At 38.9% G+C, this 26,434-nt stretch carries 20 protein-coding genes; 13 read left to right on the top strand and 7 right to left on the bottom strand.

The annotated features are described in order from the left end of the window. Positions 1–53: 53 nt before the first annotated feature. Together WBM60_RS11975 and WBM60_RS11980 are read right to left on the bottom strand one after the other, a co-directional pair. Positions 54–1,307, bottom strand: coding sequence for an aspartate kinase (locus tag WBM60_RS11975; RefSeq protein WP_424261088.1), 1,254 nt, complete (start codon positions 1,305–1,307; stop codon positions 54–56). Continuing rightward, positions 1,304–1,783, bottom strand: a complete 480-nt coding sequence (locus tag WBM60_RS11980; RefSeq protein ID WP_424261090.1) for an N-acetyltransferase family protein — start codon at positions 1,781–1,783, stop codon at positions 1,304–1,306. Before WBM60_RS11980 ends, WBM60_RS11975 begins: the two co-directional genes overlap by 4 nt. 113 nt (positions 1,784–1,896) lie before the next feature. On the opposite strand from WBM60_RS11980, the gene fbp reads away from it, so the two are divergent. Beyond that, positions 1,897–2,919 (top strand): class 1 fructose-bisphosphatase, encoded by a 1,023-nt coding sequence (gene fbp / locus WBM60_RS11985; protein WP_424261092.1) that lies wholly within the window; start codon positions 1,897–1,899, stop codon positions 2,917–2,919. Positions 2,920–2,948: 29 nt separating this feature from the next. Here the strand turns inward: fbp and WBM60_RS11990 are convergent, their stop codons facing one another. Beyond that, a complete protein-coding gene (locus WBM60_RS11990; RefSeq protein WP_424261094.1) occupies positions 2,949–3,371 on the bottom strand; it encodes a TerB family tellurite resistance protein in 423 nt (140 codons plus the stop codon). A 286-nt stretch (positions 3,372–3,657) separates the two neighbouring features. Between WBM60_RS11990 and WBM60_RS11995 the strand changes: the two genes are divergently transcribed. The 4 genes from WBM60_RS11995 to WBM60_RS12010 all read left to right on the top strand — a co-directional run bounded on the left by WBM60_RS11995 (position 3,658) and on the right by WBM60_RS12010 (position 11,980). Next, positions 3,658–6,126 carry a ligase-associated DNA damage response DEXH box helicase gene (locus tag WBM60_RS11995; RefSeq protein ID WP_424283126.1) on the top strand — a complete coding sequence of 823 codons (2,469 nt, stop codon included), beginning with the start codon at positions 3,658–3,660 and terminating at the stop codon, positions 6,124–6,126. A gap of 73 nt (positions 6,127–6,199) precedes the next feature. Then, a complete protein-coding gene (gene pdeM / locus WBM60_RS12000; RefSeq protein WP_424261099.1) occupies positions 6,200–6,832 on the top strand; it encodes a ligase-associated DNA damage response endonuclease PdeM in 633 nt (210 codons plus the stop codon). 55 nt (positions 6,833–6,887) lie between these two features. After that, positions 6,888–10,247, top strand: a complete 3,360-nt coding sequence (gene mfd, locus WBM60_RS12005; protein ID WP_424283127.1) for a transcription-repair coupling factor — start codon at positions 6,888–6,890, stop codon at positions 10,245–10,247. A gap of 269 nt (positions 10,248–10,516) precedes the next feature. Next, positions 10,517–11,980 (top strand): Gfo/Idh/MocA family protein, encoded by a 1,464-nt coding sequence (locus WBM60_RS12010; RefSeq protein ID WP_424276222.1) that lies wholly within the window; start codon positions 10,517–10,519, stop codon positions 11,978–11,980. A 68-nt stretch (positions 11,981–12,048) separates the two neighbouring features. Here WBM60_RS12010 and WBM60_RS12015 read toward each other — a convergent pair whose 3' ends face one another. Together WBM60_RS12015 and WBM60_RS12020 are read right to left on the bottom strand one after the other, a co-directional pair. After that, positions 12,049–13,125: a PCMD domain-containing protein gene (locus WBM60_RS12015; protein WP_424260678.1), complete on the bottom strand. Its 1,077-nt coding sequence runs from the start codon at positions 13,123–13,125 to the stop codon at positions 12,049–12,051. 12 nt (positions 13,126–13,137) lie between these two features. Next, entirely contained in the window at positions 13,138–13,908 is a 771-nt protein-coding gene (locus WBM60_RS12020) for a hypothetical protein (protein WP_424260676.1), read from the bottom strand. Positions 13,909–14,181: 273 nt separating this feature from the next. On the opposite strand from WBM60_RS12020, the gene WBM60_RS12025 reads away from it, so the two are divergent. From WBM60_RS12025 to WBM60_RS12035, 3 genes are all read left to right on the top strand, one after another. Then, positions 14,182–14,358, top strand: coding sequence for a hypothetical protein (locus WBM60_RS12025; protein WP_424260674.1), 177 nt, complete (start codon positions 14,182–14,184; stop codon positions 14,356–14,358). Between the two features lie 160 nt (positions 14,359–14,518). Continuing rightward, positions 14,519–14,953: a PH domain-containing protein gene (locus WBM60_RS12030; protein ID WP_424260672.1), complete on the top strand. Its 435-nt coding sequence runs from the start codon at positions 14,519–14,521 to the stop codon at positions 14,951–14,953. Between the two features lie 33 nt (positions 14,954–14,986). Then, the gene (locus WBM60_RS12035) at positions 14,987–16,273 is read left to right on the top strand and encodes a serine hydrolase domain-containing protein (protein WP_424283128.1); all 1,287 of its coding nucleotides are present in this window, start codon (positions 14,987–14,989) and stop codon (positions 16,271–16,273) included. Positions 16,274–16,289: 16 nt separating this feature from the next. Here the strand turns inward: WBM60_RS12035 and WBM60_RS12040 are convergent, their stop codons facing one another. Beyond that, positions 16,290–16,949 (bottom strand): aspartate kinase, encoded by a 660-nt coding sequence (locus WBM60_RS12040; protein ID WP_424260667.1) that lies wholly within the window; start codon positions 16,947–16,949, stop codon positions 16,290–16,292. A 51-nt stretch (positions 16,950–17,000) separates the two neighbouring features. After that, complete coding sequence (locus WBM60_RS12045) at positions 17,001–17,360, bottom strand: YraN family protein (RefSeq protein WP_424260665.1); 360 nt, start codon at positions 17,358–17,360, stop codon at positions 17,001–17,003. A gap of 189 nt (positions 17,361–17,549) precedes the next feature. Between WBM60_RS12045 and WBM60_RS12050 the strand changes: the two genes are divergently transcribed. The 5 genes from WBM60_RS12050 to WBM60_RS12070 all read left to right on the top strand — a co-directional run bounded on the left by WBM60_RS12050 (position 17,550) and on the right by WBM60_RS12070 (position 26,352). Beyond that, a complete protein-coding gene (locus WBM60_RS12050) occupies positions 17,550–19,058 on the top strand; it encodes a DUF1800 domain-containing protein (protein WP_424260663.1) in 1,509 nt (502 codons plus the stop codon). A gap of 11 nt (positions 19,059–19,069) precedes the next feature. Beyond that, on the top strand, positions 19,070–20,764 hold the full coding sequence (locus WBM60_RS12055) for a DUF1501 domain-containing protein (RefSeq protein WP_424260661.1): 1,695 nt from the start codon (positions 19,070–19,072) through the stop codon (positions 20,762–20,764). A 141-nt stretch (positions 20,765–20,905) separates the two neighbouring features. Further along, positions 20,906–23,005, top strand: a complete 2,100-nt coding sequence (gene metG / locus WBM60_RS12060; RefSeq protein ID WP_424260659.1) for a methionine--tRNA ligase — start codon at positions 20,906–20,908, stop codon at positions 23,003–23,005. A gap of 64 nt (positions 23,006–23,069) precedes the next feature. Then, a complete protein-coding gene (locus WBM60_RS12065; RefSeq protein ID WP_424260657.1) occupies positions 23,070–25,193 on the top strand; it encodes a Tex family protein in 2,124 nt (707 codons plus the stop codon). Between the two features lie 256 nt (positions 25,194–25,449). Then, positions 25,450–26,352 carry a histone deacetylase family protein gene (locus WBM60_RS12070; RefSeq protein ID WP_424260655.1) on the top strand — a complete coding sequence of 301 codons (903 nt, stop codon included), beginning with the start codon at positions 25,450–25,452 and terminating at the stop codon, positions 26,350–26,352. Positions 26,353–26,434: the final 82 nt, after the last annotated feature.

Here is a 26,434-nt window from a genome sequence, read left to right on the forward strand (position 1 = left end):
GGAAATCAAGAGGAGAGCCCCTTATTTTAACATAGTAAACTACTGCTTTTAATTTATTGCTTTACCACTAATTGTAAGGTTTCCTTTCCGCGCTGTTCTAAAAGAACATCTCTCCCATTCTGTAAAGACTTTATGGCATCTGTATTAAAGTGTCGGATAGTATACAAAGAAACATCCTCATGACAGACTACCTTAAACTTACCAGACAGCTGATCCAATAAATCACTAAGTCGGTTAAACTTGTTATCTACACAAACGGAAAAACTAATTGCGGAATTTTGTATCAGGTCCACCTTCATTTTATAATCGTGCAACAATTTAAAGAGGTCACCTATACTGTCTTCAACAATAAATGAAAAATCCAGGGAGGAGAGTTTCATCAACACCTGGTTCTTCTTAACAATAAAACAAGGTATCTCCGGTTCAATCCCAATACCTTTACCTACCGTAGTGCCCGCATCCTTCGGATTAATAAATGATTTAACATGAAGAGGTATTTCCTTTCTCTGCAAGGGCTGTAAAGTCTTGGGGTGAATTACAGACGCTCCGTAAAAAGCCAGTTCTATAGCCTCGCGATAGGATATTTTGTTTAAAAGACTTGTCTCCTCAAAATACCTTGGATCTGCATTTAGTACTCCCGGAACATCTTTCCATATGGTAACCGAATTGGCATTGAGACAATAGGCCAGAATAGCTGCAGTATAATCTGAACCTTCTCTGCCAAGTGTTGTGGTAAAATTATTATCGTCACTTGCTAAAAACCCCTGGGTAATATATAATTTATTTGCTTCTACACCCTCCGAAATGTGCTGTTGTGTTTTTTCCCAATTTACCTTGCCATCTCTATAGTTATCATCTGTCTTTATAAAATCTCGAATGTCAATCCAGTAATTTTTAATCCCTACTTCATTTAGATACATACTCACAATGGTAGTTGAAAGTAATTCTCCATATCCTACTACCTGATCATAAACAAAACTGTAATTTGGTGATTTGTTCCATGCCAAAAAGCCTTGAACTTCCTCAAAAAGAAGGTTAACTTTTGAATAAACAGGGTGTTTTTTGTCTTCAAATAAGGCCTCCAGAATAGTTTGGTGATACAAAACCACTTCTTCAAAAGCCTTTTTTAACCCCACATGCTTATCAAAATATGCATTAACAACAGCCTCCATTGCGTTGGTCATTTTTCCCATTGCCGAAACCACTAAAAATGTGTTTTGATGTCCGGTCTCCTCAAGGACTTTTACTAAATTTCTGATTCCATTCGCATCTTTAACCGATGCTCCTCCAAACTTAAATACTCTCATAACTTTCTTAAATATTCTTGAATACCTCTTTCATCTAAATGCACCACATCCCAATCGCGCAATACTTTGGCACCTTTCTTTTCATAAAAATCAATGGCCGGCTCATTCCAGTCGAGCACATCCCATGATATACGTTTAACGCCTAATTTCGCTCCAAATTTTACAACCTCATTAAGTAGGGCCGTACCCAGGCCACTACCCCGGAAGGCTTCCGAAACAATTAAATCTTCCAAATGTACTACAGCCCCTTTCCAGGTTGAATACCTGGGATATATCAATGCCATCCCTTTAACGCTGTTGTTCATAACCCCTACGAAACAATGAAATAATTTCTCATTGCCAAATCCGTCATTTACCAGAGCCTCTGTGGTCATCTCAACGGCATTCTCTTCTTTCTCGAATCTAGCTAATTCCTTTATTAGTTCTAAAACCGCGGGCATATCTTCTGCCACGGCTTCCCTGATTTGATATTCCATAATTGTTACAAATAAAACACAAAGTTATAAATATAAAAAACATACAGGCCCCGAAAACCTTATAGTTTAACAAAATAACCGATATTTGTATTCAAATAAAACAACCTTCCTTAATGGATAAAAAAAATAAAACTCTTGGGGAATTTATTATCGAAAATCAGGCCTCTTTCCAATATTCTTCAGGGGAATTATCTAAATTAATAAACGCTATAAGACTTGCCTGTAAGGTAGTAAATCACGAGGTTAATAAGGCCGGACTTATAGATATCCTTGGAGCGGCAGGAGATACAAATATCCAGGGTGAAGATCAACAAAAACTAGATGTTCTTGCCAATGAAAAATTTATTCAGACCTTAAAGAACAGGGAAATAGTTTGCGGAATAGCATCAGAGGAAGAGGATGATTTTATCAGCGTTAATAGTAATGACGAACTGCATCAGAACAAGTATGTGGTCCTTATTGATCCTTTGGATGGTTCATCTAATATTGACGTAAATGTATCTGTCGGAACCATTTTTTCCATTTATAGAAGAATTACCCCTGTTGGTACCCCGGTTACCCTTGAAGATTTTCTTCAGCCAGGCATTAACCAGGTAGCTGCCGGTTATATAATCTATGGGACCTCAACTATGCTTGTGTACACTACAGGATACGGAGTTAATGGATTTACACTAAATCCGGCAATAGGAACATTCTATCTGTCCCATCCGGATATGAAATATCCGGAAACAGGTAAGATATATTCAGTGAATGAAGGTAACTATATTCATTTTCCTCAGGGAGTAAAGGATTATATCAAGTACTGCCAATTAGAAGAAGAAGACAGGCCTTACACCTCAAGATATATTGGTTCTCTGGTTTCAGATTTTCACAGAAATATGATAAAAGGCGGCATTTACTTATATCCCAAAAGCAGTGTTGCTTCAAACGGTAAATTACGCTTGTTATACGAATGCAATCCCATGGCTTATATAGCTGAACAGGCAAATGGAAAAGCCAGTGATGGTTTTAGAAGAATAATGGAAATACAACCGACGGAATTACACGAACGCGTTCCTTTCTTCTGCGGAAGCCCTAAAATGGTGGAAAAAGCGGAGGAATTTATGGCCAGACAAAAAATTCGAGAAAACGAATAATTCGGAAGTTTTATTTTTAGTTCCCCCTGCTAATGCTTTAGGATATACAGATAATCTTCAAAATTAAATCTTCCACTAAATATGGCCACAGTCTTTTCTATAATGTGGTTCGCTTTTTTTATTGGAAAACCCAATCCAATGGCGTATTTCTTCAGTAATACCATCTCCTCATCGTCTACATGATGATCTACATATATTAATTTAAATAGATCGTATAATCGCTCAAGGCGTTCTTCTAAACTATTCGAAGGAGTTATGGGATATTTGTTGGATTTTTTCATTACCTCCTTGTATTCCTCATTGGTAATATCAAGTTTTCGGGCAAATCGGTCTAATAAACCTTTCTCTTTGTGATTAACCTCACCATCAACGACTGCAAGAGATGCTAATGAAGCGAAATGAGCTAAATTTCGCCGGTGTTCACTATGAAAGTATAAATCTACTATAGGCATAAAACAGTACTAATTTAAGCCGTAAAGATACTTTTTTTAAAGATCATACTTTTAATAAAACTTCAAAATATTTAACAAATTCTTTCAAATTGGGATTCTATATTCCTGATTGGTTTCAAAGATAAATTTGTAATTTCACAGAGCTCTCCATGGTCTCATTTTGTGTCGAGAGCCAAATCTCAACCGCGAAAGGAATAACCCCCTTTAAATTTCAGGACATCGAAAAGACAAGTGTTTAATATTTTTTAACAATTGCCCAAAAGAACCAAAAGCCAGTAGAGAAAGAATGACAAAACAACAACTTTATAATCTGGCAGAAGATTGGTTTAGACAACAAGATTGGAAACCTCACCCATTTCAATTAAAAACCTGGTCGGCCTTTTTAAATGGAAAACACGGTCTGCTAAATGCCCCTACAGGGAGTGGAAAGACCTATGCATTGTGGTTTCCTATCATCTTAAACTATATCAAAAAAAACCCTGATTATAAGACAAAACATAAAAAAGGACTTAAGGCCATTTGGATTACTCCCTTAAGGGCTTTGTCACAGGAAATAAAGCAATCCGCAGAAAGAGTGATCCGAGATTTAGATACTCAACTTACCGTAGGTATACGCTCCGGGGATACCTCAACTTCTGAAAGGGCCAGGCAACGAAGAGTGATGCCCGACCTTCTTATTACTACTCCCGAAAGTCTGCAATTGCTTTTAGCCACAAAAGGATATGATGTAATTTTTAAGAACTGTTCTGCTATAGTGGTAGATGAATGGCACGAATTACTGGGCACCAAACGAGGGGTACAAACAGAACTTGGCCTATCACGGCTTAAGGGAGTTGCAAAAGATATACGTATTTGGGGTATTTCTGCCACGATCGGTAATCTTGAGCAGGCCCGAGAAGTATTGTTGGGTCCGGAATCTTCTGCTCATCAAAATTCTGTACTGATTAGGGCCAATCTCAAAAAAAAGATCACCGTAAAGAGTATTATTCCCAAAGAGATGGAAACTTTTCCCTGGCGGGGCCATTTGGGTCTGCGCTTGCTTGATGAAGTTATTCCTATAATAAATAAAAGCAGAACTACACTGCTATTTACAAATACCAGAAGTCAATGTGAAATCTGGTTTCAAAAAATCCTGGAAAAACATCCGGAATTAGCCGGTGAAATTGCCATGCATCACGGAAGTATAAATAAGGAAACCAGGCAATGGGTAGAACAAGCCATAAGAAATGAAAGCCTCAAAGCTGTGGTTTGTACATCCAGCCTGGATCTCGGTGTAGATTTCGCACCGGTGGAAACAGTAGTGCAAATTGGCGGACCAAAAGGTGTTGCCCGGTTTTTACAAAGAGCGGGGCGAAGCGGTCATAGACCCGGCGAAGAAAGTGTTATTTATTTCCTTCCAACCCATGCCATCGAACTCGTAGAGGCCTCTGCCCTGAAGCAGGCTGTAGAAAAAAAAGCAGTTGAAGATAGGATACCCTACCTCAATAGCTTTGATGTTTTAATACAGTACTTAATCACTCTTGCTGTATCAAATGGATTTATCCCGGACAAGATCTTTCCGGAAATTAAGCAAACCTTTTGCTATCAAAGTATTACTGTCGATGAATGGCACTGGCTGTTAAACTTCATTGTTTTGGGAAGTCAGAGTTTACAATCCTATGATGAATACAAAAAGGTAGAGGTAGATGAAAATGGAAAATTCAAAGTTACCAATCGCGGTGTTGCCATGAGGCATCGGTTTCAGATAGGCACTATTGTTGGCGACGCAAATATTACTGTTCGTTATCAAAAAGGAGGCTATATAGGAACCATTGAAGAATATTTCATTTCAAAATTAAAGCAGGGTGATGTATTTACCTTTGCGGGGAGAAATCTGGAATTTATCCGCATAAAAGAAATGCAGGCTCACGTACGAAATTCATCCAAAAAATCCTCAAAGGTACCAGCATGGATGGGCGGCAGATTAACACTATCTGCACAGATGTCAAAATTACTCAGAGAAGAGCTTTACTCAGTACAATTGAATGAAAAAGAACAGTCTCCTGAAATTAGGGCGCTTAAAACAATATTTTCCAGACAACAGATGGAAAGTATAGTACCTAAACCCGATGAATTTTTAATAGAAACCTTTCAAACTCAGGAAGGTTACCATCATATTTTTTATCCTTTTGAAGGTAGATTTGTTCATGAGGCGATGGGCAGTTTACTGAGTTACAGAATTAGCCTGCTATCTCCAATTACTTTTTCCCTTGCCTTTAATGACTATGGTTTTGAACTCTTGTCGGATAAAGAACTGGATATGCAACAGGTTCTTGATAACGATCTATTTACGACCTCATACTTGATTGATGATCTTCAAAAAAGCTTGAATTCAACCGAGATGGCGCGGCGTAAGTTCCGCGATATTGCTGTGATTAGCGGAATGGTTTTTACAGGATACCCCGAAAAAGGTATCAAAATGAAGCATTTACAGAGTAATTCACAACTATTATTTGATGTTTTCAGGGATTATGAATCGGATAACCTATTGTTTCAGCAGGCGTTCAGAGAGACTTTTGAACATCAGTTGGAAGAAGGCCGTTTGCGAATTGCTTTGGAACGTATAGCCGGGCAGGAGATCGTATGGAGACCTTGTACAAGCCCTACACCCTTCTCTTTCCCATTAATCACAGACAGATTAAGGGAAAAACTATCCAGCGAAAAGCTGGCAGACCGTATTAAAAGGATGACCGCCATTTTAACTAAAAGCAAATGAAAAATCAATGAGATGGCAATTCGAATAAGATTTCATTTATTGCATAAACATTACATTATCTATCTTTGAAAAAATGACCCAAACCATTCAAATTCAAGATCAGAATTTCATCCTGCATCCCAGCGGGACTCTTTTTTGGCAGGAGCAGGCCACCCTTCTGATCAGCGATGTGCATTTGGGTAAAATCTCCCATTTTAGAAAATTTGGCGCAGCAGTACCTCAGAGGGCCATTTATAAAAATTTTGATTTGTTGGATTCAACCATCGCTTTTTTTGATCCCAAAGTGGTTTGCTTTTTAGGCGATTTGTTCCATTCTTCATTAAATCGGGAATGGGTACTCTTTGAAAAATGGGTTAAACATTCTGACTTAAAATTTATTTTGGTCAGGGGAAATCACGATATAATTTCACCTCTGAGATATGAGCGAATTGGAATTCAGGTAGTATCAGAGTTAATCTCAGAAAAATTTCTGCTCACTCATCATCCGGAGGAGCGACAAGGGTATTTTAATTTTTCAGGTCATATTCATCCGGCTATTAAGCTTAGAGGAAGAGGAAAACAATCACTTCGTCTTCCTTGTTTTTTCAAGACACAAGATCAATTAATACTTCCTGCGTTTGGCAAATTTACAGGAACTTACACCATGAAGAAAGCGAAGAAAGATGAGGTTTTTGCCATTGCGGATGACATTATTATAAAAATTTGAGTCAAACCTTGGTCTGCCATACATTCAGCAATTATATTTGCACAAAATTAAACGGTTGACCAAATCTTCATTGCAGCAACTGTATGCACAGTCTCCTCAACTCAGGAAACTGCAGGATGTTATCGTCCAAAACCAATCCAATATTACCTTAAATGGCCTTAGCGGATCCTCTTTTTCTTTTGTAATCTCTGCAATCTTCAATAAAATAGATCGGCCTTTTCTCCTTGTTTTAAATGATAAAGAAGAAGCCGCATATGTACTTAACGATCTGGAGCAGCTCATAGGTGAAAGTGACGTGCTGTTCTATCCGGGAAGTTACAGGAGACCATACCAAATAGAAGAAACCGATAATGCTAATGTATTACTTAGGGCAGAAGTTTTGAACCGCATAAATTCCCGAAAAAAACCTGCGGTTATCATTACCTACCCTGACGCCCTTTTTGAAAAAGTAGTTACCAGAAAAGAACTGAGCAAAAACACCCTGAAAATAAATAAGTCTGATGAGCTTTCATTGGACTTTCTAAATGAAGTGCTTTTTGAGTATCATTTCAAACGGGTCGATTTTGTGACTGAGCCGGGTGAATTCTCCGTACGCGGTGGTATCCTGGATGTCTTTTCATTCGCACATGATGAACCTTACAGAATAGAATTTTTTGGAGATGAAGTAGAGAGTATCCGGACTTTTGACGTAGAAACCCAATTATCTATCAGCAAGGTTAACAGGATTAGAATAATTCCCAACGTAGAACATAAACACCTCAATGAAAGCCGTGAAAGTTTCTTGAAATACATTGGTGCTGATACCGTCATATTCCTAAAAAACCCGGAATTAATTTATAACAGGGTTGATTTATTTTTTGAAAAAGCACAAAAGGCATTTGCAGAACTTAATTCTGAGCTAAAACAATCGAAACCTGAAGAATTATTTACCAATTCTGCCTTGCTTAAAAAGCAATTAGCAGGTTTTGCCTTCGCTACTTTAGGTGGTTTTGACAATATGCCAAATTCTGAGAGTATAGATTTTAATACGACACCTCAGCCTGCTTTCAACAAGAAATTTGATTTACTTATCACCAATCTTAATGAGAATAACCGCAAGGGTTATGAAAATTATATTTTCTGTTCCTCGGAAGTACAAACCAAAAGGTTCCATGACATCTTTGATGAAGTAGATGAAAATGTGCATTATAAAACTAAAGTCTTTCCATTATATCAAGGCTTTATAGACCATGATCTTAAGGTTGCTTGTTACACAGACCATCAGATCTTTGAACGCTACCACAAATTTCATTTGCGAAATGGCTATGCCAAAAAACAGGCCATTACTTTAAAAGACCTCAACAAATTGGAAATTGGGGACTATGTTACCCATATAGACCATGGGATAGGCAAATTTGGAGGGCTTCAAAAAATTGATGTGGAAGGCAAAAAACAGGAGGCCATTAAATTAATGTACGGCGAGCGCGACATACTTTATGTAAGTATACATTCCTTACACAAGATCTCCAAATACAATGGAAAGGATGGAGCTGTCCCTAAAATTTACAAATTGGGATCTGCAGCCTGGAAAAAACTTAAACAAAAGACGAAGTCCAGGGTAAAAAAAATAGCCTTCGATCTTATAAAAGTCTATGCGAAAAGAAGGCTGGACAAAGGTTTTCAATACGCCCCGGACAGCTATTTGCAGCTAGAACTGGAAGCCTCATTTATTTATGAGGACACTCCCGATCAAGGAACTGCTACAGAAGATATCAAAAAAGACATGGAAAGTGAAAGGCCTATGGATAGGCTGGTTTGTGGTGATGTTGGATTTGGAAAAACCGAAGTCGCAATAAGGGCGGCATTCAAGGCGGCAGAAAATGGAAAACAAGTGGCGGTGCTGGTGCCAACCACTATCCTTGCCTTTCAACACCACAGAACTTTCTCCAAACGATTGAAAGAAATGCCGGTTAAAGTAGATTATCTTAACCGTTTTAGAACGGCAAAAGAGAAGCGCATTATTCTTGATGAATTAAAATCAGGGAAAATAGATATCATTATTGGTACACATCTATTGGCTAGCAAAAATGTTCAGTTTAAAGACCTGGGATTACTTATTGTTGATGAAGAACAAAAATTCGGTGTTGCTGTAAAAGATAAATTAAAATCAATAAAAGAAAATGTAGATGTTCTTACATTAACTGCTACGCCTATTCCAAGAACGCTGCAATTTAGTTTAATGGCGGCCAGGGATTTATCTGTGATAAACACACCTCCACCAAACAGGTATCCCATTGAAAGTCATGTGACACAATTTAACGAAGAAATAATACGCGATGCTATATCCTATGAAATTCAAAGAGGTGGGCAAATATTTTTTATTCATAACAGGATAGAAAATATAAAAGAAGTTGCCGGAATGATACAGCGGTTGGTTCCTGATGCAAAAGTAGGTATAGGCCACGGGCAAATGGAAGGCAGGAAATTGGAAACCTTGATGCTGGCTTTTATGAATGGCGAATTCGATGTATTGGTCTCTACTACCATCGTGGAAAGTGGTTTGGATGTTACAAACGCAAATACCATCTTTATAAATAATGCAAATAACTTTGGATTAAGTGATCTGCATCAGATGAGGGGACGTGTTGGCCGAAGTAATAAGAAAGCTTTTTGTTATTTCATTACACCCCCATATGAGGTAATGACTCCCGATGCCAGAAAACGAATTCAGGCATTGGAAGAGTATACAGCATTGGGAAGTGGTTTTAACATTGCAATGAAAGACCTTGAAATTCGAGGTGCAGGCGACCTGTTGGGAGGTGAACAAAGCGGATTTATAAACGAAATTGGCTTTGAAACCTATCAAAAAATATTGTCCGAAGCTATTGAGGAATTAAAAGAGAACGAATTCAAGGATCTTTATGAGGAAACTGAAGGAAAGGAAAAAGTATTTGTCAAGGATACACAGTTAGATTCAGATTTTGAATTGCTGTTCCCTGATGATTATATTAACAACACCACAGAAAGATTAAACCTTTATACCGAATTAAACACCCTGAAATCGGAAGAAGAACTTCAAAAATTCGAGTCTCAACTTATTGACAGATTTGGTGCGTATCCAACACAGGTAGAGGATTTGCTAAACTCGGTACGAATCAAGTGGATTGCCACGGGTATTGGATTAGAAAAAGTAGTTATGAAAAAAGGGAAACTATTGGGCTACTTTATTTCAGATCAGCAGTCTGCCTTTTTCCAAAGTCCGGAATTTTCAAATGTCCTTTCCTATGCACAACAGCATAATGAAACCTGCAAGCTTAAAGAAAAACAAACCCGGAACGGGCTTAGGCTATTATTAATATTTGATCATATTAAATCTGTGAATAAAGCGTTGGAAGTACTTCAACCATTGTCAAAAAAACAGAAGATAGCTATTTAATGTAATTCTATTATTCGGCACGTAACTTTAGGGTAAATCCCCCGGAGATGCTTCCCTAAAATGGCTTACCCCTTTTTATTTTTTTGAATATATTAAACAACTTACGTTAGATCGGCGGTATTCATTATCTTTATCTGAATCATCTACTAAGTAAGTAAATATCAATCTATTTATGCTTATCAGGACGGTTCAAATAATCAAACTCTAAGCGTAAGGAAAAAAACTTTGTTATAATAAAATTTTGACCGTATAACTTTTAATGAAGCATCATGAGTAAACCAAAAAAAGCTTATTCAACATCCAGAAGATCATTTATAAAAAAAGGAGCCATAGCTTCCTCAATTTTTATTGTACCCCGACATGTACTCGGTGGTATTGGATATACCGCGCCTAGTGATCAGTTAAATCTGGCCGCAATCGGCGCTGGTGGAAAGGGCACAAGTGATATTCTGAACGCATCTGTTAATGGTCGGGAAAGAGTGGTTGCACTTTGCGATGTAGATTTCTCAGGATCTGCTTCAGCTTCTGTTGAAAAATTTTCAAAAGCAAAATTATATGAGGATTTCAGGGTGATGCTGGATAAGGAAAAAGATATTGATGCTGTAACCATCTCCACACCAGATCATCTTCATGGCCCAGCCGCCGCATTTGCCATGGAAAGGGGCAAACATGTGTATGTCCAGAAACCATTGACCCATAATATCCGTGAAGCACGAATGCTCACCGAAATGGCAAGAAAAAATAAAATTGTAAGTCAAATGGGCAACCAGGGAGGATCCAACCCGCTGTTAGGAATGGTTCAAAAATGGGTAGATTCGGGGGTGCTGGGGCAAATATCTAAGGTGCAGGTTTGGACAAATCGTCCCGTCTGGCCACAAGGATATGCTATGCCGGAACCAGATGAAAATTTAAAGCCCAAAGATTTAAATTGGGACCTTTGGCTGGGACCAGCTGAATACAGACCCTACACTCCGAATTTGCATCCCTTTAATTGGAGGGGTTGGTGGGACTATGGGACCGGAGCGCTAGGTGATGTGGGTTGCCATCTAATAGACATCCCTTTCAGGACCCTCGGACTTAAATATCCTACCGATGCAGAATGTAGTGCCGGAACTGTTTATACTCAAATGTGGAACGCTGATTATCACCCGGAAGGTTGTCCTCCATCCTCATTCATTACCCTGCACTTTGATGCGACAGAAAAAAGTAAATCGGCAATTGAAATGACCTGGAGCGATGGCGGGATAAGACCATCTCATCCGGAAATAATTCCTGCAGATAGTGATATTGGAGGGCCGGGAAGTTATAATGGTGTACTTATAATAGGAGAAAACGGGATAATCTCGACTAATATAAATGATAGTTCTCCATTAACTCCTAAACTGTATCTAAATGATGGAACCACAGACTTTGGTCCAGAAACAGAAGAGAGTGAGGAACCGGAATACGGCCATCAGCGCAAATGGACAGATGCTTGTAAAGCAGGTTTTAATAGTCCTGAGCATTTGGCCTTAACCTCGTCCTTTGATTATGCAGGCCCGATGACCGAGACTGTCTTAATGGGTAATCTAGCTATTCGCAGCTATATGTTGAGAAAAGAGAATAGTGAAGGAAAAATGGAATTTTTTGCGCGTAAGAAGCTATTATGGGATGGAGAAAATATGAAAATTACTAACCTTGAAGAGGCAAACCAATTTGTGGGAAGGACCTATAGACCAGGTTGGGAAATGTAAGATAATCTTAAAAGGCAAAATTCCAACTACAGGATCGACTTATTCGATTTTGGGAATATTAACAGTATTTATTCATATACCATTTCCACATCATCAACAACTAAAACACTCCCAATAGCTCCCGCAAAATTAGCACCACCAAAGCTTGAGGCTCCCACAAAGGTAATATGCGTAGGTAAAACAAAGTTTGCGGAATCTCTGCTCACAAAACCATGATCTGTTGGGAAGGTGTAATCCGGAAAACTGGCGTCCAGTGGGCCATAAGTAAAAGGTATTTCAAGGGTGGAAAGCTCGTTTTGAGCTGTACTGCTTCTAAACCATGCCGTGGCAAGCCTTTCAACGGTGCCTCCACTTCTTATTTCCAATAAGGCATATATGTCGCAAGCATCAGGGAATTCAAGGATATTTCCATCCTTATCTTTGTTTTCTGTTCCTGGTGTGTAAGAATATTTAACTTTTAATACCTGTGGGCGGCCTGCAAAGGGGGTGCCGAATTCTATTGCAGCCTCTGGATTAGAGGGATCAATTTTATCTGAATTAAAAACACCGGTAAAAATAGACCCTGAAGATATTGGGGCACCAAATACCCCTGCAATAGGACCGTTATCTAAGGTTTCCATTTTGGCTGCCAGATTATCATCACCCAAATCGATAGGGGTAGTTGCCAGTTTATTTAGTATTTGAGTTCCTGGATTTCCCGTTCCCCATATGGTGGAAGATGCATCCGCTCCGGGCTCAAAATAATTTGTGCTGGTCTGATACCATAAATTAAGCTCATAATTGTCTAGTTGCGGGTTTTCTGAGGCTATAAAGGCTTCTATTTTCCAAACGTATTTACTACCATCTTCTGCAACTAATTCAATAGTTTGAGGATTGTTTAAATCGAGAAAGTCACCAACTCCTTTATCTGAGGTAGCAAAAGAGGAAATTTCCAGTACTTCTATGGCGATGTTCGAAAGATCAACGCCAGAGGGTATTTCAACTTTTACAGTAAGACTGTCGTTATTAATCACAGCATTTTGTGCCTGGTTACTTACTTCTATATTCTTTATATTCCCGATGCTGGACAAGCCAAAATAGTCTTCACTAACACAAGAAAACGCCAGCAATAGACTTCCTGCAACTATCCACTTATACTTTCTCATCTTTTAGTCTTCTTACTTTTTTTTAATGGGCTTAAAATAATAGGCCAATCCAAGCTTTAGGGATAAAATATCTATATTAAAATCCACATTATTTCTCACATCCTTGGATTGCTCCACCCCATTTATTTCACTTTTTCTTACTTCTAATTCATAACCCAGTACATCTAATTGAACTTCCAGGGCAAAATTTTCTATTGCAAAGAAAGTTACCCCCGGACTAATTCCCACACGCAGTTTAAAATCATCCGTATATACCTTTTCTATTTCATCCAGATTTTTGGTATTTCTGGTCAAACTATTTCCCAGGCCAACTGAAACGCCCAAAATGGTAAAAAAACTAAGTCGTTCATTTGCCGTGAGAGGAACGGTTGATCGAACATTTGGAGTTATGCTATACAATCTTGAAATAGAATTAGACAGTAGGGTATCTGGTTGTCTAAAAACAGTTCCTTCAAACTTTTCTTCTTTATATTCAAAATCAAGTCCTACCATTGCGTAGTCTCCGGTATAAAACCCACCTTTAAAAATTATTTGGTAACTTAAATCATTCCCGTCAATAACATTTTGAACAAGTTGATCTACATTATTTAGACTTCTGTCGCTCAGAGACAATGCCAGTCCGGTATAAAAACTATGTTTTTTAAACGGTCTGAAATCGTTGGCATAATAACTAGACATGAGCTCATAGGGGGTGCTTTTATCTGCAGGAGTTTCTTGCTTTTGAGAAGCCAAACACAAGGGAATCAAAAAAAGAATTATAAAAATGACTTTAAGATGAAGCATAAATTTCAGTGGATAATCTTTGACGCTTAAAGATAAAAATTTGACTCTCAGTTCCCAACTAAATATACAAATAAGTAAAAACTAGTTGTTGCTTTTGGATTGAAAAAAACATAGTCATTGGTAAACATTATCTATTAAAGCGCTGGCATTCCGAAATGTATTTGTAAAGCTGGTATGAAACCAGCATATTTAAAGACTTTTGCTTCCTTCGAAATTGTAATATTGTGAAACGTATAAAGCCTTATATTAGCTGTTTTACAAATTAAATAGCAAATGAAAAAAGAAAATAGCTTAGCTTTAGGAATAGCATTTGGAGTAGCCATTGGAACTGCAATAGGAGTTGCTACGGATAATTTGGGGTTGTGGTTGAGTTTAGGAATAGCGATAGGTGCTGCAATTGGGACTGCACTCACACAAAAGAATAAAAAGGCTGATGATGGTAAATCCTGATTTGCTATACTTCGAAGATGCAGAAAAATAAGTTGGTATAATATAGTTGCAGATTTGTTTTCAAATATCAGCAAGTAAAAAGCATAGCTGCTATCTATCTGTATGAACTATTGGGTTTATTAGCTCAACCACTGCCTATACCAAGGCGATTATAACTAAAATGAAGAAATATCCATCAAAAATCAGCTACGGTCTTGTACTCATAATTCTGGCCATAATTATTGGAAGTACTATTTCTATGGTTTCACCGCCAAAATGGCCAGCCCTGCTAATTAACCTTATGGTCCTGGTCTTTATTTCCTATCTGCTGTTGAACACCTATTATGCAATCTCCGGAAATTTTTTAGTCGTCAAATCAGGCTTTGTGGTCAACAAAAAAATTGATATAGATACAATTACTATAGTATCAGAAACCAATAGCATCATAAGTGCTCCGGCTGCATCCTTTGACCGGCTGGAAATTATTTACAACCAGCACAATAGCATACTGATTTCACCCAGGGATAAAACTGAATTTATTGAACATATTAAACGCATTAACCCCCAAATAGAAATTCTCTATAAATCAAAAAAAGATGCTGGAATTAATCGATGATATAAAACTTTTTTTAACTAAAACGAATCAATAATGAATAAGTTAAAGCTTTTTATTGCAGGTTTCCTGCTAATAGGTATTGCATGTAAAGAATCTGATAAATCACCTGACGTATCTAAAAATGCTCCTGTTGTAATTGATAATATAGCGGTTCAAAGAATAGACTCTACCCTAAAAAGTTTTGTTGATTCCGGTAATATCGCCGGGGTTTCCGCGCTCATCTATGAAAAAGACAAGGAAGTGTATTACAATGCCTTCGGCTACGCCGATCGCGAGGCAAAGAAACCAATGGACCGAAATACTATTGTACAGATCTATTCTATGACTAAACCCATTACGGGTACAGCTCTGATGACCCTTTTTGAAGATAAGGCTTTTGAACTGGATGACCCGGTTTCCAAATATGCGCCGGAGTTTGCCGATATGAAGGTTTATGAAGGAGAAGATACCTCGGGGAATCCTATTCTTGCAGATCCCAAACGCCCCATGACCATCCGGGATCTTACGCGACATACTGCCGGATTTGGAAGGAATGCAGATATTCCGGGCCTCGGTAAAATGATAAAAGAAGCTGATGCTTTAAACAGGAATAATACCCTGGTACAAATGGCTGAAAAAATGGGCGAAACACCACTGTATTTTCATCCTGGAGAACAATGGGAATACGGGCCCTGTGTAGATGTCCAGGCCTTTATGGTAGAACGGATTTCCGGGCAGCCATATGGTGAATACGTCAGGGAAAATGTACTAGATCCGCTTGGCATGGAAGAGACGCGCTATTATGTCCCTGAAGAAGATCGTGATCGCTTTTCCGCCATGTATTTCCGAAATGACCAGGGAGAACTCAACCAACTGCCCGATGAGGAGGCGAAATCTGATTATTTTAATCACTGGCCACTAACCAGAGGAGGGTCTGGCCTAACTTCAACTCTGGACAATTATATGCGTTTTGCGCTAATGATGGTTAATGAAGGAACATTAGATTCTGTAACCATTTTAACGCCTGAAACAGTAAAACTAATGTCTGCCAATCATTTGGATGAAAGTATTGAAAAGCGGTCCTTTCTGCCAAGCAAAGGTCAGGTAGGTTTTGGTATTGATTTTGCAGTACGATTGCGTCCTCCTGTATCCACGGAAGAAAACAACGGAGTAGTGGGCGAATTTTTTTGGGATGGTGCTGCCAGCACATTGTTCTGGGTGGACCCCGTAAATAAAATTACGGCTGTCCTATTTGTTCAACTATTTCCTTATGACCAAATAGGCCTGCATAAAAGTTTCCGTGATGCTGTATATGGTCCCATCAAGGAAGTTCAGCTTTAATTAGGGCTATTGCTTTTTACAAAGATTTTAAATCCTTTATTGTGCTGAATGCAATATCTACCTGGTCATCATTTACAATGATAGTGAATTCATTAGTTGTAGAAATAACTTCGTAAAGGACAATCCCCTCCCACGCCAATCGCTGAAAAATGAAATAGTAAATCCCCGGAACTGAAACATTCTCTGCGGGGAGTTTTACAGTAATGGAAGCCAGGTTTTCCGCTTTCTGTGTACACTTTTCTTCCTTGAAAAACTCTTCTATTATACTATCCAAACTATTGCTTACTACTATATTAAGCTCATTAACCCCTCTTGACGAGGTATAAAAGACATCTTTGTTTTTATTCACCTCCTCCAGGAGTGCAGTTTGTTTTTCTAAAATGGTATCGGATACCAGAAAAGTAAAATCTGTTAGTGATGAGCGCACTGTGATTTCCCCAATATTTTTAAGAACTTTTATTATTTTGTGAGTCGCTCTGAATTCAAGATCATCAGACAAACGCTTAAGCGCCATAACTATAGCGCCATTGCGGATATCTTTTCCCAATTCTTCCTGAATTTCTGGTTTGATAAGTCGCGATAGAGAAGTAAGATTAATAATTCCCTGGGCAAGAGCACTTTGTAAAAATGGTTTCTTTTTAATATAATGTTCTACAACAGACGAGATTGTTTTCATAGTTAAAGTATTGAGTCAAAAATAACATACTGTTATAAATAAAACAAATTTTTAAAAATGATAGAAAGCGTCTTCCAGATGTTCTATGATATATCTGTCATTTTTTTTTAGGATAGTAATGATATCAAACCTTACCTCCCTATCAAATTTATTGGTGTTTATATAATAATCGGCCGCAGTTACCAGTAAGCCTATTTTCTTTTTACTTACCGTTTCCGCAATATTTTCAAAAAATGCAGAGCTTCTCGACTTCACTTCAATTATGGCAATGGTATTACCCTTTTGCGCAATAATATCAATTTCAGCCTTTAAATAGCGATAATTACGACAAATAATAAGGTATCCATGGCTTACTAAATAAGCTGCAGCTAATTCTTCACCTTCCTTCCCAAATTCATTATGTACACCCATAATTTCTTCAATTTCTTAAAAAAAGTAGCCGTTGGTCGAAAACATTGGCAATTCGACCCCAATTTCAACAAGAAGATTGTAATTTCCATGCAGAATAACGAAAATACTTGGATCGTAATACTATCCATTAAGTTTAAGCGTTAAGAATTTGCCCCTAAACACATGAACGTTCTTAAAGCCTAAAAAACTATGGAATACTTCGTTAATTGTAATACCTCTACATTAGCGCCGTACACAACACCCTTGGATAAATATAGGGCGGCGCATTTGTACAGAAGACTGGGTTTTAGTGCCTCAGTACAGACTATCAACCAGGCGGTTGGCCAAACAGCCGGCACCTTGGTAAATAGCTTAATCAATGAAGCGGTCAATATGGCCCCCACTCCTGCACCTGCATGGGCAGATTGGAACAACAGCAACTATCCGGCAGACGATGATCTGGCAGGACAAGTTAGACGTGCCCAAAGAGAGGAATGGAGGATTAGCTATACCAATGGCTTGTTGAATAACAATCTCAGGGAGCGGCTAAGCTTTTTCTGGAGCAACCATTTGGTTACAGAATTAGACGTTTATGATTGTAATTCATTCCTTTACTATTATGTGAATTGTCTTCAACGAAACGCCATTGGTAATTTCAGAACCTTTATTAGTGAGATGGGTCTTACCAGTGCCATGCTTTATTATTTGGATGGCGTTTATAATAATGGTAACAACCCAAATGAAAATTATGCAAGGGAATTGTATGAGCTTTTTACATTGGGTGAAGGAAACGGATACACCGAAGAGGATATCATTGAAACAGCTAAGGCTCTTACTGGTTATGTTGAGAGGGGAGAAATAGGTTGTGAACAGGTTCTATTTGATCCTACCCGATTTGATGCCGGTCCTAAAACTATTTTAGGTCAGACAGGCAATTGGGGCTATGATGATGTCATTAATATTCTTTTCCAGCAGAGACCCAACGAAATAGCTGCTTTTATTTGTGGAAAATTATACGAATTTTTTGTTCATCCGGATTCCAGTGATGATGCCGGTAATGCACAAACCATTATTTCAGGTATGGCCAGCACTTTTGTTGCCAATAACTTTGAAATAGCGCCGGTATTAACACAATTATTCTCTAGTCAGCACTTTTTTGATGATGAAGCTATAGGAGTCATTATAAAGAGTCCGTTTGATATTTATCTAAATCTCATCAATGAAACCAATTTTGCCTATGACAATGGAACTTTACTTAATGTGGTTGATACAAGCCGACTTTTAGGACAGGAACTTTTTGATCCTTTTGACGTTGCCGGATGGCAAAGAGACAGGACATGGATTAACACCAACTTTATGATAGGGCGATGGCTCTCTGCTGAAGTTTATCTGGAAATGTTTTACCAGAATAACCCACAGCAGTTCCGTACTCTTGCAATGGATGCCGTTGGTGCTGCTGATAGCAATACAAGTAATCCCGAAACTGTGGTGAGCGCCATAGTTGATAAAATTACACCAAAAGGATTGCTTACACCCCAGGATTTTGAAAATGCAATGTCTGTTTTCAAAATAGAAGATGTACCGGAAAACTATTATGGTTCGGATTATATTCCTGGCGGTCTTGGGTTATGGATGCTTTCCGTTAGCCCGGAAGTACCTTCGCAAGTATTCCTATTGCTTATGCATTTATCCAGACAACCTGAGTTTCAACTAAAATAAAACCTACGACTATGTGTAATAATCATTTACCTATAAATATAAAAAACAACAACGGACACGACGAGGAACATAAGTATTGGAGCCGTCGATCCTTTTTACAGGCATTGGGCATTGCCGGGTCTGGTTCTATGATGCTTGGCAGTAATATGCTGACGGCATCTGCACCGTCCCCACTGACCGCGGCTATTGCCAATGCCGATACAGACAGTATACTAATTCTAATACGCCTTTCAGGTGGTAATGACGGATTGAGCACGGTGATCCCTATTGAGCAATACGATACATACGCCAATGCAAGACCTAATATCTATATTCCGGAAAGTAAGATCCTTAAACTTACAGATGAGTTTGGAATACCTACGTATATGAATTCCCTGGAACCCATGTGGGGTGCCGGGCAAGTGAAAGCGGTTCATGGTGTGGGCTACGAAAATCAAAGTTTATCTCACTTTACCGGATCTGATATTTATGCGAATACCGATTTGACAACTACCGGTTTCGATGGACTGAATACAGGTTGGATGGGTCGTTATTTCGAAAATATTTACCCGGATTACCTGGTAAACCCCCCTGCAGCACCTGCAGCCATTCAAATTGGAAATTTTGGTAGTCTCGTATTCCAGGGTGAAGAAACGAACTATGCCTTTGTTACTTCAAATATCGACCAGTTGGAAGAAATTGCAGAATCCGGAGTTCAGTACAGCCTGGATGACAGTTTGTTCAACAACTGTATGTATGGAGATCAGCTTAAGTTCTTAAGAGGAGTAGCTAATACCACATATGAATACTCCGGACTAATCCATGAAGCTTATGAAAGAGGACAAAATCAGGTTCAATATCAGGACAATGGTTTTGCAAGACAATTAGCTCTTTTGGCAAGACTTATTAAGGGTAATTTGGGTACAAAAGTATACATGATCTCAATGGGAGGTTTTGATACCCACGGAAATCAGCCACTTGCTCATGAGCGATTGATGTCTAATTTGTCTATCGCTATCAATAACTTTTATGAAGATATTGCATTCACTCAACAAGATGAAAAAGTATTGAGTATGACATTTTCCGAATTCGGAAGACGAATATTTGAAAACGGATCAAACGGAACAGACCACGGTAAGGCTGCCCCAACTTTATTTTTCGGTTCCGGGCTTAATGGAAGTGCCTTTGTAGGGGAACACCCTTCTTTGGAAAGTCCAAATGGGCGAGGAAATCTTGAATACACTATGGACTTTAGAGATCTGTATGCCACAGTCCTTGCAGAATGGCTGTGTGTCCCTATACCTTTGGTAGAGCAGCACTTACTAAATCACCCATATGCGCCGGTTGATCTTGGCTTTAATTGTAGTGGCGTGGAATTCCCCCCTATTGTTTATAGTGATGAACCACCAACACCTCCAATGCCCGAAGATCCGGTTGCAGAAGATCCGACTCCTGAATTATTGGAAGCCATTGTTCACAAGCCATTTTATCCCACAAAAAGCACACCGCATATCTATTTAGAAATGCCTTTTACTGCTCATGTTGATATTCAATTATATAATATCCTGGGACAAAATGTTGGAACTGTTTATAATCAGATTATGTCGGAAGGTTCTACCGAAATCAACATAAGGGAAAATTTACCTTCACATTTGTCTACAGGCAAATACATATATAGGATACAAGTTTCGGACAAAAAAATGTCTAAATCGATAATGGTAGCTTAGGTTACCCCTACTTTGCATAATTGCCCCCGGACACCGGAAATCCCTTATAAAAGGGTCTGGTGTTCCGGGGGTTTTCTTTTTCCTGGCGACTTGGTGTTTGGTCTGAAATAATAGTTATTTTTGTGCCTTAATCCATTTTTGATGTCGGAACACCTGCCTAAACCTGCCAGATATACAATCACAGCAGCTTTGCCTTATACAAACGGCCCTATTCATATTGGGCACTTGGCCGGAGTCTACGTCCCTGCAGATATCTATGCAAGATACCTCAGGTTAAATGGTAATGATGTGGCCTTTGTTTGCGGAAGTGATGAACATGGCGTGGCCATACCCATGAAGGCTAAAAAAGAAGGAGTTACACCCCAAGAGATTATTGACAAATACCATGGCATTATAAAAAAATCATTTGCAGATTTTGGAATATCATTTGACAACTATTCACGTACCTCCGCCCAAATTCATCATGAAACGGCCAGCGATTTTTTTAAAACTTTATACGAACAAGGTGATTTCCTGGAGGAGGTAACAGCTCAACTTTACGATGAGGAAGCCCAGCAATTTCTTGCAGACCGATTTGTCATTGGAACCTGCCCTAAATGCGGTTACGAAGAGGCTTATGGCGATCAGTGTGAAAACTGCGGTTCTTCTCTTAATGCGACAGACCTTATAAATCCGAAATCAACAATTTCCGGTGCCGTACCAACACTTAAAGAGACCAAACATTGGTTCCTGCCCTTAGACCAGTATGAAGATTTTTTAAAAGAATGGATCATAATTGGTCATAAAAACGATTGGAAACCTAACGTTTACGGGCAATGTAAATCATGGATAGATGATGGGTTAAAGCCAAGAGCCGTAACGCGCGACCTGGACTGGGGAATTCCTGTTCCTGTTAAAGGTGGCGAAGGGAAAGTATTATATGTTTGGTTTGATGCTCCTATAGGGTATATTTCATCTACCAAAGAATGGGCTGCCAGAACAGGAAAAGACTGGGAATTATACTGGAAGTCAAAAGACACCAAACTGGTCCATTTTATCGGAAAAGACAATATCGTTTTTCACTGTATTATTTTTCCCTGCATGCTTAAGGCGCATAAAGACTATATTTTACCTGAAAATGTTCCGGCCAATGAATTTTTGAACCTGGAGGGAAACAAATTATCTACTTCTAAGAACTGGGCGGTTTGGCTTCACGAGTATTTGGCAGAATTCCCTGATATGCAGGATGTTTTGCGCTATACGCTTACTGCAAATGCCCCGGAAACGAAGGATAATGATTTTACATGGAAAGATTTTCAGGCACGAAACAACAATGAATTGGTTGCCATTTTTGGTAATTTCATAAACAGGGTTGTAGTACTTACCAACAAATACTTTGATGGAGTTGTCCCCGGACCAAATCAATTTACACAAGTTGATAAAAATACTTTAGAGACTCTAAAATCATATCCCGGAATCATTTCAGACTCCATTGAACGCTATCGCTTTCGTGAGGCAAGTCAGGAATTAATGAATCTCGCACGTCTTGGCAATAAATATCTGGCGGATGAAGAGCCATGGAAAGTCATAAAGGAGGATAAAGAAAGAGTGCAGACCATTATGTTTGTAGCCCTTCAAATAGCAGCTGCCCTTGCCGTTCTGGGGGAACCGTTCTTGCCATTTACCTCCACAAAATTGAAAAGAATTTTATCCATCGTGGAAAACACCTCTGTTGGGAATTCTGATCTTGTTGAGCTCTCCTGGCCTGATGTTTCAAAAAAAGAAGTCCTCCTGCCGAAAGGCCTCCAAATAGGTGAACCTGAATTACTATTCCGAAAAGTAGAAGACGATGAAATACAAGCACAACTAAGCAAACTGGAAGCCACAAAAAAAGTCAACGAATCTGAAAATAAAACTGTTATGCCGCAAAAAGAGACTATAAATTTTGAAGATTTTAGCAAAATGGACTTACGTGTGGGAACTATTTTAGAAGCCGAAAAAATGCCTAAAACAAAAAAGCTTATGGTACTTAAGGTAGATACAGGAATAGATACCCGGACAATCGTTTCCGGCATTGCCGAAAGTTTTAGTCCTGAGGAAATCATAGGAAGACAAGTAACCGTTTTGGTAAATCTTGAGCCCAGGGCACTCCGTGGAGTAGAAAGTGAAGGGATGATTTTAATGACTGAAAATAAAGAAGGGAAACTTATATTCCTTAACCCGAGCGAGGAAGGGGTTGCCAATGGGGAGCCCATAAATTAGGACGATTCAATGATTGTCCGGTTGGGCGAAACCCCTTGTTACTTCAATACATAATATATATTTCATGGAACTCGTCCCATTTATTGCCCGGTATACCAAACTGCCAGTAAAGAGCATACAAAATACTATTGTCTTACTTAATGAAGATTGTACGGTTCCCTTTATCTCCAGGTATAGAAAAGAACGAACCGGTAATCTGGATGAGGTTCAGATTGGCCATATTGTAACACATAAACTACAATATGAAACATTGGAGAAACGCAGAGGTACAATCCTAAAATCTCTTGAAGAATATAATGTGCTGACCAGGGACCTGCAAACCAAAATTAGCCAGGCGACAACATTGAGCCTTTTGGAGGATTTATACCTCCCTTTCAGAAAGAAACGTAAAACCAAGGCTGAAGTAGCTAAAAATAATGGTTTGGAAGGCTTGGCCAAAATAATCATGGCACAAAATACCGAAAACCTTGATGCGATTGCCCCAAAATTCTTCAATAAAGCAGTGCTGAATTCGACCCAGGCTTTCGAGGGTGCAAGACATATAATCGCTGAATGGATCAATGAGCGCAGTGATATCAGGAGCCTAATACGTTTCCAACTGAATAGGTATGCCCTTCTCTCTACCAAGCTGGTAAGTTCTAAAAAAAATGAAGAAAAAGCCCAGAAATACAGGGACTATTTCGATTGGAGCGAACCTCTTTCCAAATGTCCTTCCCACCGTTTATTGGCAATCCTGCGGGCAGAAAATGAGGGTTTTATTAGGACAAAACTAGAAATAGATCAGGATAAGGTGTTTTACCAAATTGAAGAAAAGCTTGTTTTGCGTAACAATGCCTGTTCTTCGCAAATCAAAATAGCCATCCAGGATGCCTATAAACGTTTGTTATTTCCATCCCTTTCCAATGAGACATTTAAGAATGCTAAGGAAAAAGCTGATGAAGCCGCCATAGCGGTATTTTCTAAAAACCTGAAACAACTATTGCTTGGAGCGCCCCTGGGAGAAAAACGAATAATGGCAATTGATCCCGGGTTTAGAACAGGTTGTAAGCTTGTTTGTTTAAATGAACGAGGCGACCTAGAACACAATGAGACTATTTATCCTAATGCTCCACAAAACGACCGTAAAGGGGCTATGAAAAAAATCAGTTCCCTGGCAGATGCTTATAAAATAGAAGCCATTGCTATTGGCAACGGAACTGCTTCGCGAGAGACCGAACAACTTATTAAACACATTCAGTTTAGAAATCCTATAGAAGTTTATGTAGTAAGTGAAGCCGGGGCATCAATCTATTCGGCTTCCAAAATAGCGCGTGACGAATTTCCCAATTATGATGTAACCGTTCGTGGTGCGGTTTCCATCGGTAGGCGATTGGCAGATCCCCTTGCAGAATTGGTCAAACTTGACCCAAAATCGATAGGAGTTGGACAATATCAGCACGATGTGGATCAAGAAAGCTTAAAAAGATCATTGGATGCCGTAGTGGAAAGCTGCGTGAATTTTGTTGGTGTAAATATCAATACTGCCAGTGTTCCCTTATTGTCCCATGTTTCAGGTTTGGGCCCAAAATTAGCCGAAAACATTGTGAATTACAGAAACCAAAATGGGGCCTTTTCCAATAGGGAGGAAATACAAAAAGTACCAAGATTAGGTAGTAAAGCATTTGAACAAGCAGCTGCTTTCTTACGTATAAAAGGGGGTAATAATCCTCTGGACGATTCTGCTGTACACCCGGAAAGCTATAGTATTGTTCAAAAAATGGCCAAGGACAATCAAATGCCAATAACAGAGCTCATTGGCAACAAAGAAGTTCTTCAAAAAATAGATCTTAAGGCCTATTGCAACGATAATGTGGGCCTGCCCACCTTGAAGGATATCATCGGGGAGCTCGAAAAACCTGGCCTGGACCTTAGGGAAAAAGCAAAAGTCTTTACCTTTAATGAAAATATCAGGAGCATCACGGATATAAGAGAAGGACAATTATTGCCAGGCATAGTGAACAATATTACCAATTTTGGCTGTTTTGTGGATCTTGGGATTAAAGAAAGTGGCCTAATCCATATTTCACAGCTTTCCGATACTTTCGTTAAAGATGTAAACGAACATGTAACTCTTCACCAACAAGTTATAGTAAAGGTCTTGGAGGTGGATATTGATCGAAAACGCATCCAGCTTGCATTATATAAGTAGGATATTTTCCAGTGATGAAAGTATTAGGTCAATTAAATTGCTCGTTAGCTCATTTCATTTTCCCCACATTTACTGTTAAAAAATTAATCCTTTTCTTAAAAGGGTAGCTATTATTTATCCTCCCTTTTTTTTGTACCTTATATAACTTAAGAATAAAGGTGTTCATCAATCAAAAGTTAATAGATTAAGTTAGATTGAAGCAGGTAGTAAAGAGAAGAGTTTTTGCAAATGATAGCTAAATATATAAATTAAGATAGTGCTGAAGATAGCCTATCACCCTATTTACAATCACCCTTTAGCGGAAGGTCACCGCTTTCCAATGATCAAATATGAGCTTCTCCCTCAGCAGCTCATACATGAAGGAACCTGTACTCCGAAAAATTTTTTTGAGCCTTCTATTCCAAATGATAAATACCTGGTAGCCGTACATGACCCAGAGTATTATTACGATCTGCTTAATCTCAAAATTCCATATAAAGAAGCCCGGAAAATTGGTTTCCCGCTTAACGAACAATTGGTGGAGCGAGAACGCATCATAGCAGACGGTACAATGAAGGCCTGTGAATATGCCATAGAACAAGGTATCGCTATGAATATTGCCGGTGGCACACATCATGCCTTTTCCAACAGGGGCGAAGCCTTTTGTATGTTGAACGATCAGGCTATCGGGGCCCGTTACCTGCAATCTAAAAATCTTGCCAGTCAGATTCTTATTATTGATCTTGATGTACATCAGGGGAATGGTACCGCCGAGATTTTCAAAGATGACCCCTCGGTCTTCACTTTTTCAATGCACGGCGCCAATAATTATCCGTTTAAAAAAGAGACCTCAGACCTGGACATCGCTTTAAAAAAAGGAACAACGGACCGGGAATACCTTGCTGCTTTAAAAGATACTCTTGCCCGGCTTCTTGCCGAATTAAAGCCCGATTTCATCTTCTACCTTTGCGGAGTGGATATTCTGGAAACAGACAAATTAGGGACCTTGTCTCTATCGTTGGAGGGCTGTAGAAAACGTGATGAATTAGTGCTGGAAAGCTGTCATAAATTTCAAATACCCGTTCAGTGCAGCATGGGCGGGGGGTACTCTCCTGATATTAAAAAAATTGTGGAAGCTCATTCCAATACATTTCGATTAGCCCAGCATATATATTTCTGAATATTGGAAATGGATGATATTATCCTATCATTCGCCTTTCAACTTATTTTGTATTTTACACCTCTGAATATAAATAACCCAT

Origin of the sequence: Eudoraea sp., from assembly GCF_049669105.1 — a bacterium.
In the GTDB taxonomy this organism is placed as follows: domain Bacteria; phylum Bacteroidota; class Bacteroidia; order Flavobacteriales; family Flavobacteriaceae; genus Eudoraea.

Coding starts and splice junctions, on each gene's coding strand:
- metG (WP_424260659.1), top strand. CDS start 20,906: ATGTCGGAACACCTGCCTAAACCTGCCAGATATACAATCACAGCAGCT.
- WBM60_RS11990 (WP_424261094.1), bottom strand. CDS start 3,371: ATGCCTATAGTAGATTTATACTTTCATAGTGAACACCGGCGAAATTTA.
- WBM60_RS12025 (WP_424260674.1), top strand. CDS start 14,182: ATGAAAAAAGAAAATAGCTTAGCTTTAGGAATAGCATTTGGAGTAGCC.
- WBM60_RS12010 (WP_424276222.1), top strand. CDS start 10,517: ATGAGTAAACCAAAAAAAGCTTATTCAACATCCAGAAGATCATTTATA.
- WBM60_RS11975 (WP_424261088.1), bottom strand. CDS start 1,307: ATGAGAGTATTTAAGTTTGGAGGAGCATCGGTTAAAGATGCGAATGGA.
- WBM60_RS12030 (WP_424260672.1), top strand. CDS start 14,519: ATGAAGAAATATCCATCAAAAATCAGCTACGGTCTTGTACTCATAATT.
- WBM60_RS12040 (WP_424260667.1), bottom strand. CDS start 16,949: ATGAAAACAATCTCGTCTGTTGTAGAACATTATATTAAAAAGAAACCA.
- WBM60_RS12045 (WP_424260665.1), bottom strand. CDS start 17,360: ATGGGTGTACATAATGAATTTGGGAAGGAAGGTGAAGAATTAGCTGCA.
- WBM60_RS11995 (WP_424283126.1), top strand. CDS start 3,658: ATGACAAAACAACAACTTTATAATCTGGCAGAAGATTGGTTTAGACAA.
- WBM60_RS11980 (WP_424261090.1), bottom strand. CDS start 1,783: ATGGAATATCAAATCAGGGAAGCCGTGGCAGAAGATATGCCCGCGGTT.
- pdeM (WP_424261099.1), top strand. CDS start 6,200: ATGACCCAAACCATTCAAATTCAAGATCAGAATTTCATCCTGCATCCC.
- WBM60_RS12020 (WP_424260676.1), bottom strand. CDS start 13,908: ATGCTTCATCTTAAAGTCATTTTTATAATTCTTTTTTTGATTCCCTTG.
- WBM60_RS12050 (WP_424260663.1), top strand. CDS start 17,550: ATGGAATACTTCGTTAATTGTAATACCTCTACATTAGCGCCGTACACA.
- WBM60_RS12015 (WP_424260678.1), bottom strand. CDS start 13,125: ATGAGAAAGTATAAGTGGATAGTTGCAGGAAGTCTATTGCTGGCGTTT.
- WBM60_RS12055 (WP_424260661.1), top strand. CDS start 19,070: ATGTGTAATAATCATTTACCTATAAATATAAAAAACAACAACGGACAC.
- fbp (WP_424261092.1), top strand. CDS start 1,897: ATGGATAAAAAAAATAAAACTCTTGGGGAATTTATTATCGAAAATCAG.
- WBM60_RS12035 (WP_424283128.1), top strand. CDS start 14,987: ATGAATAAGTTAAAGCTTTTTATTGCAGGTTTCCTGCTAATAGGTATT.
- WBM60_RS12065 (WP_424260657.1), top strand. CDS start 23,070: ATGGAACTCGTCCCATTTATTGCCCGGTATACCAAACTGCCAGTAAAG.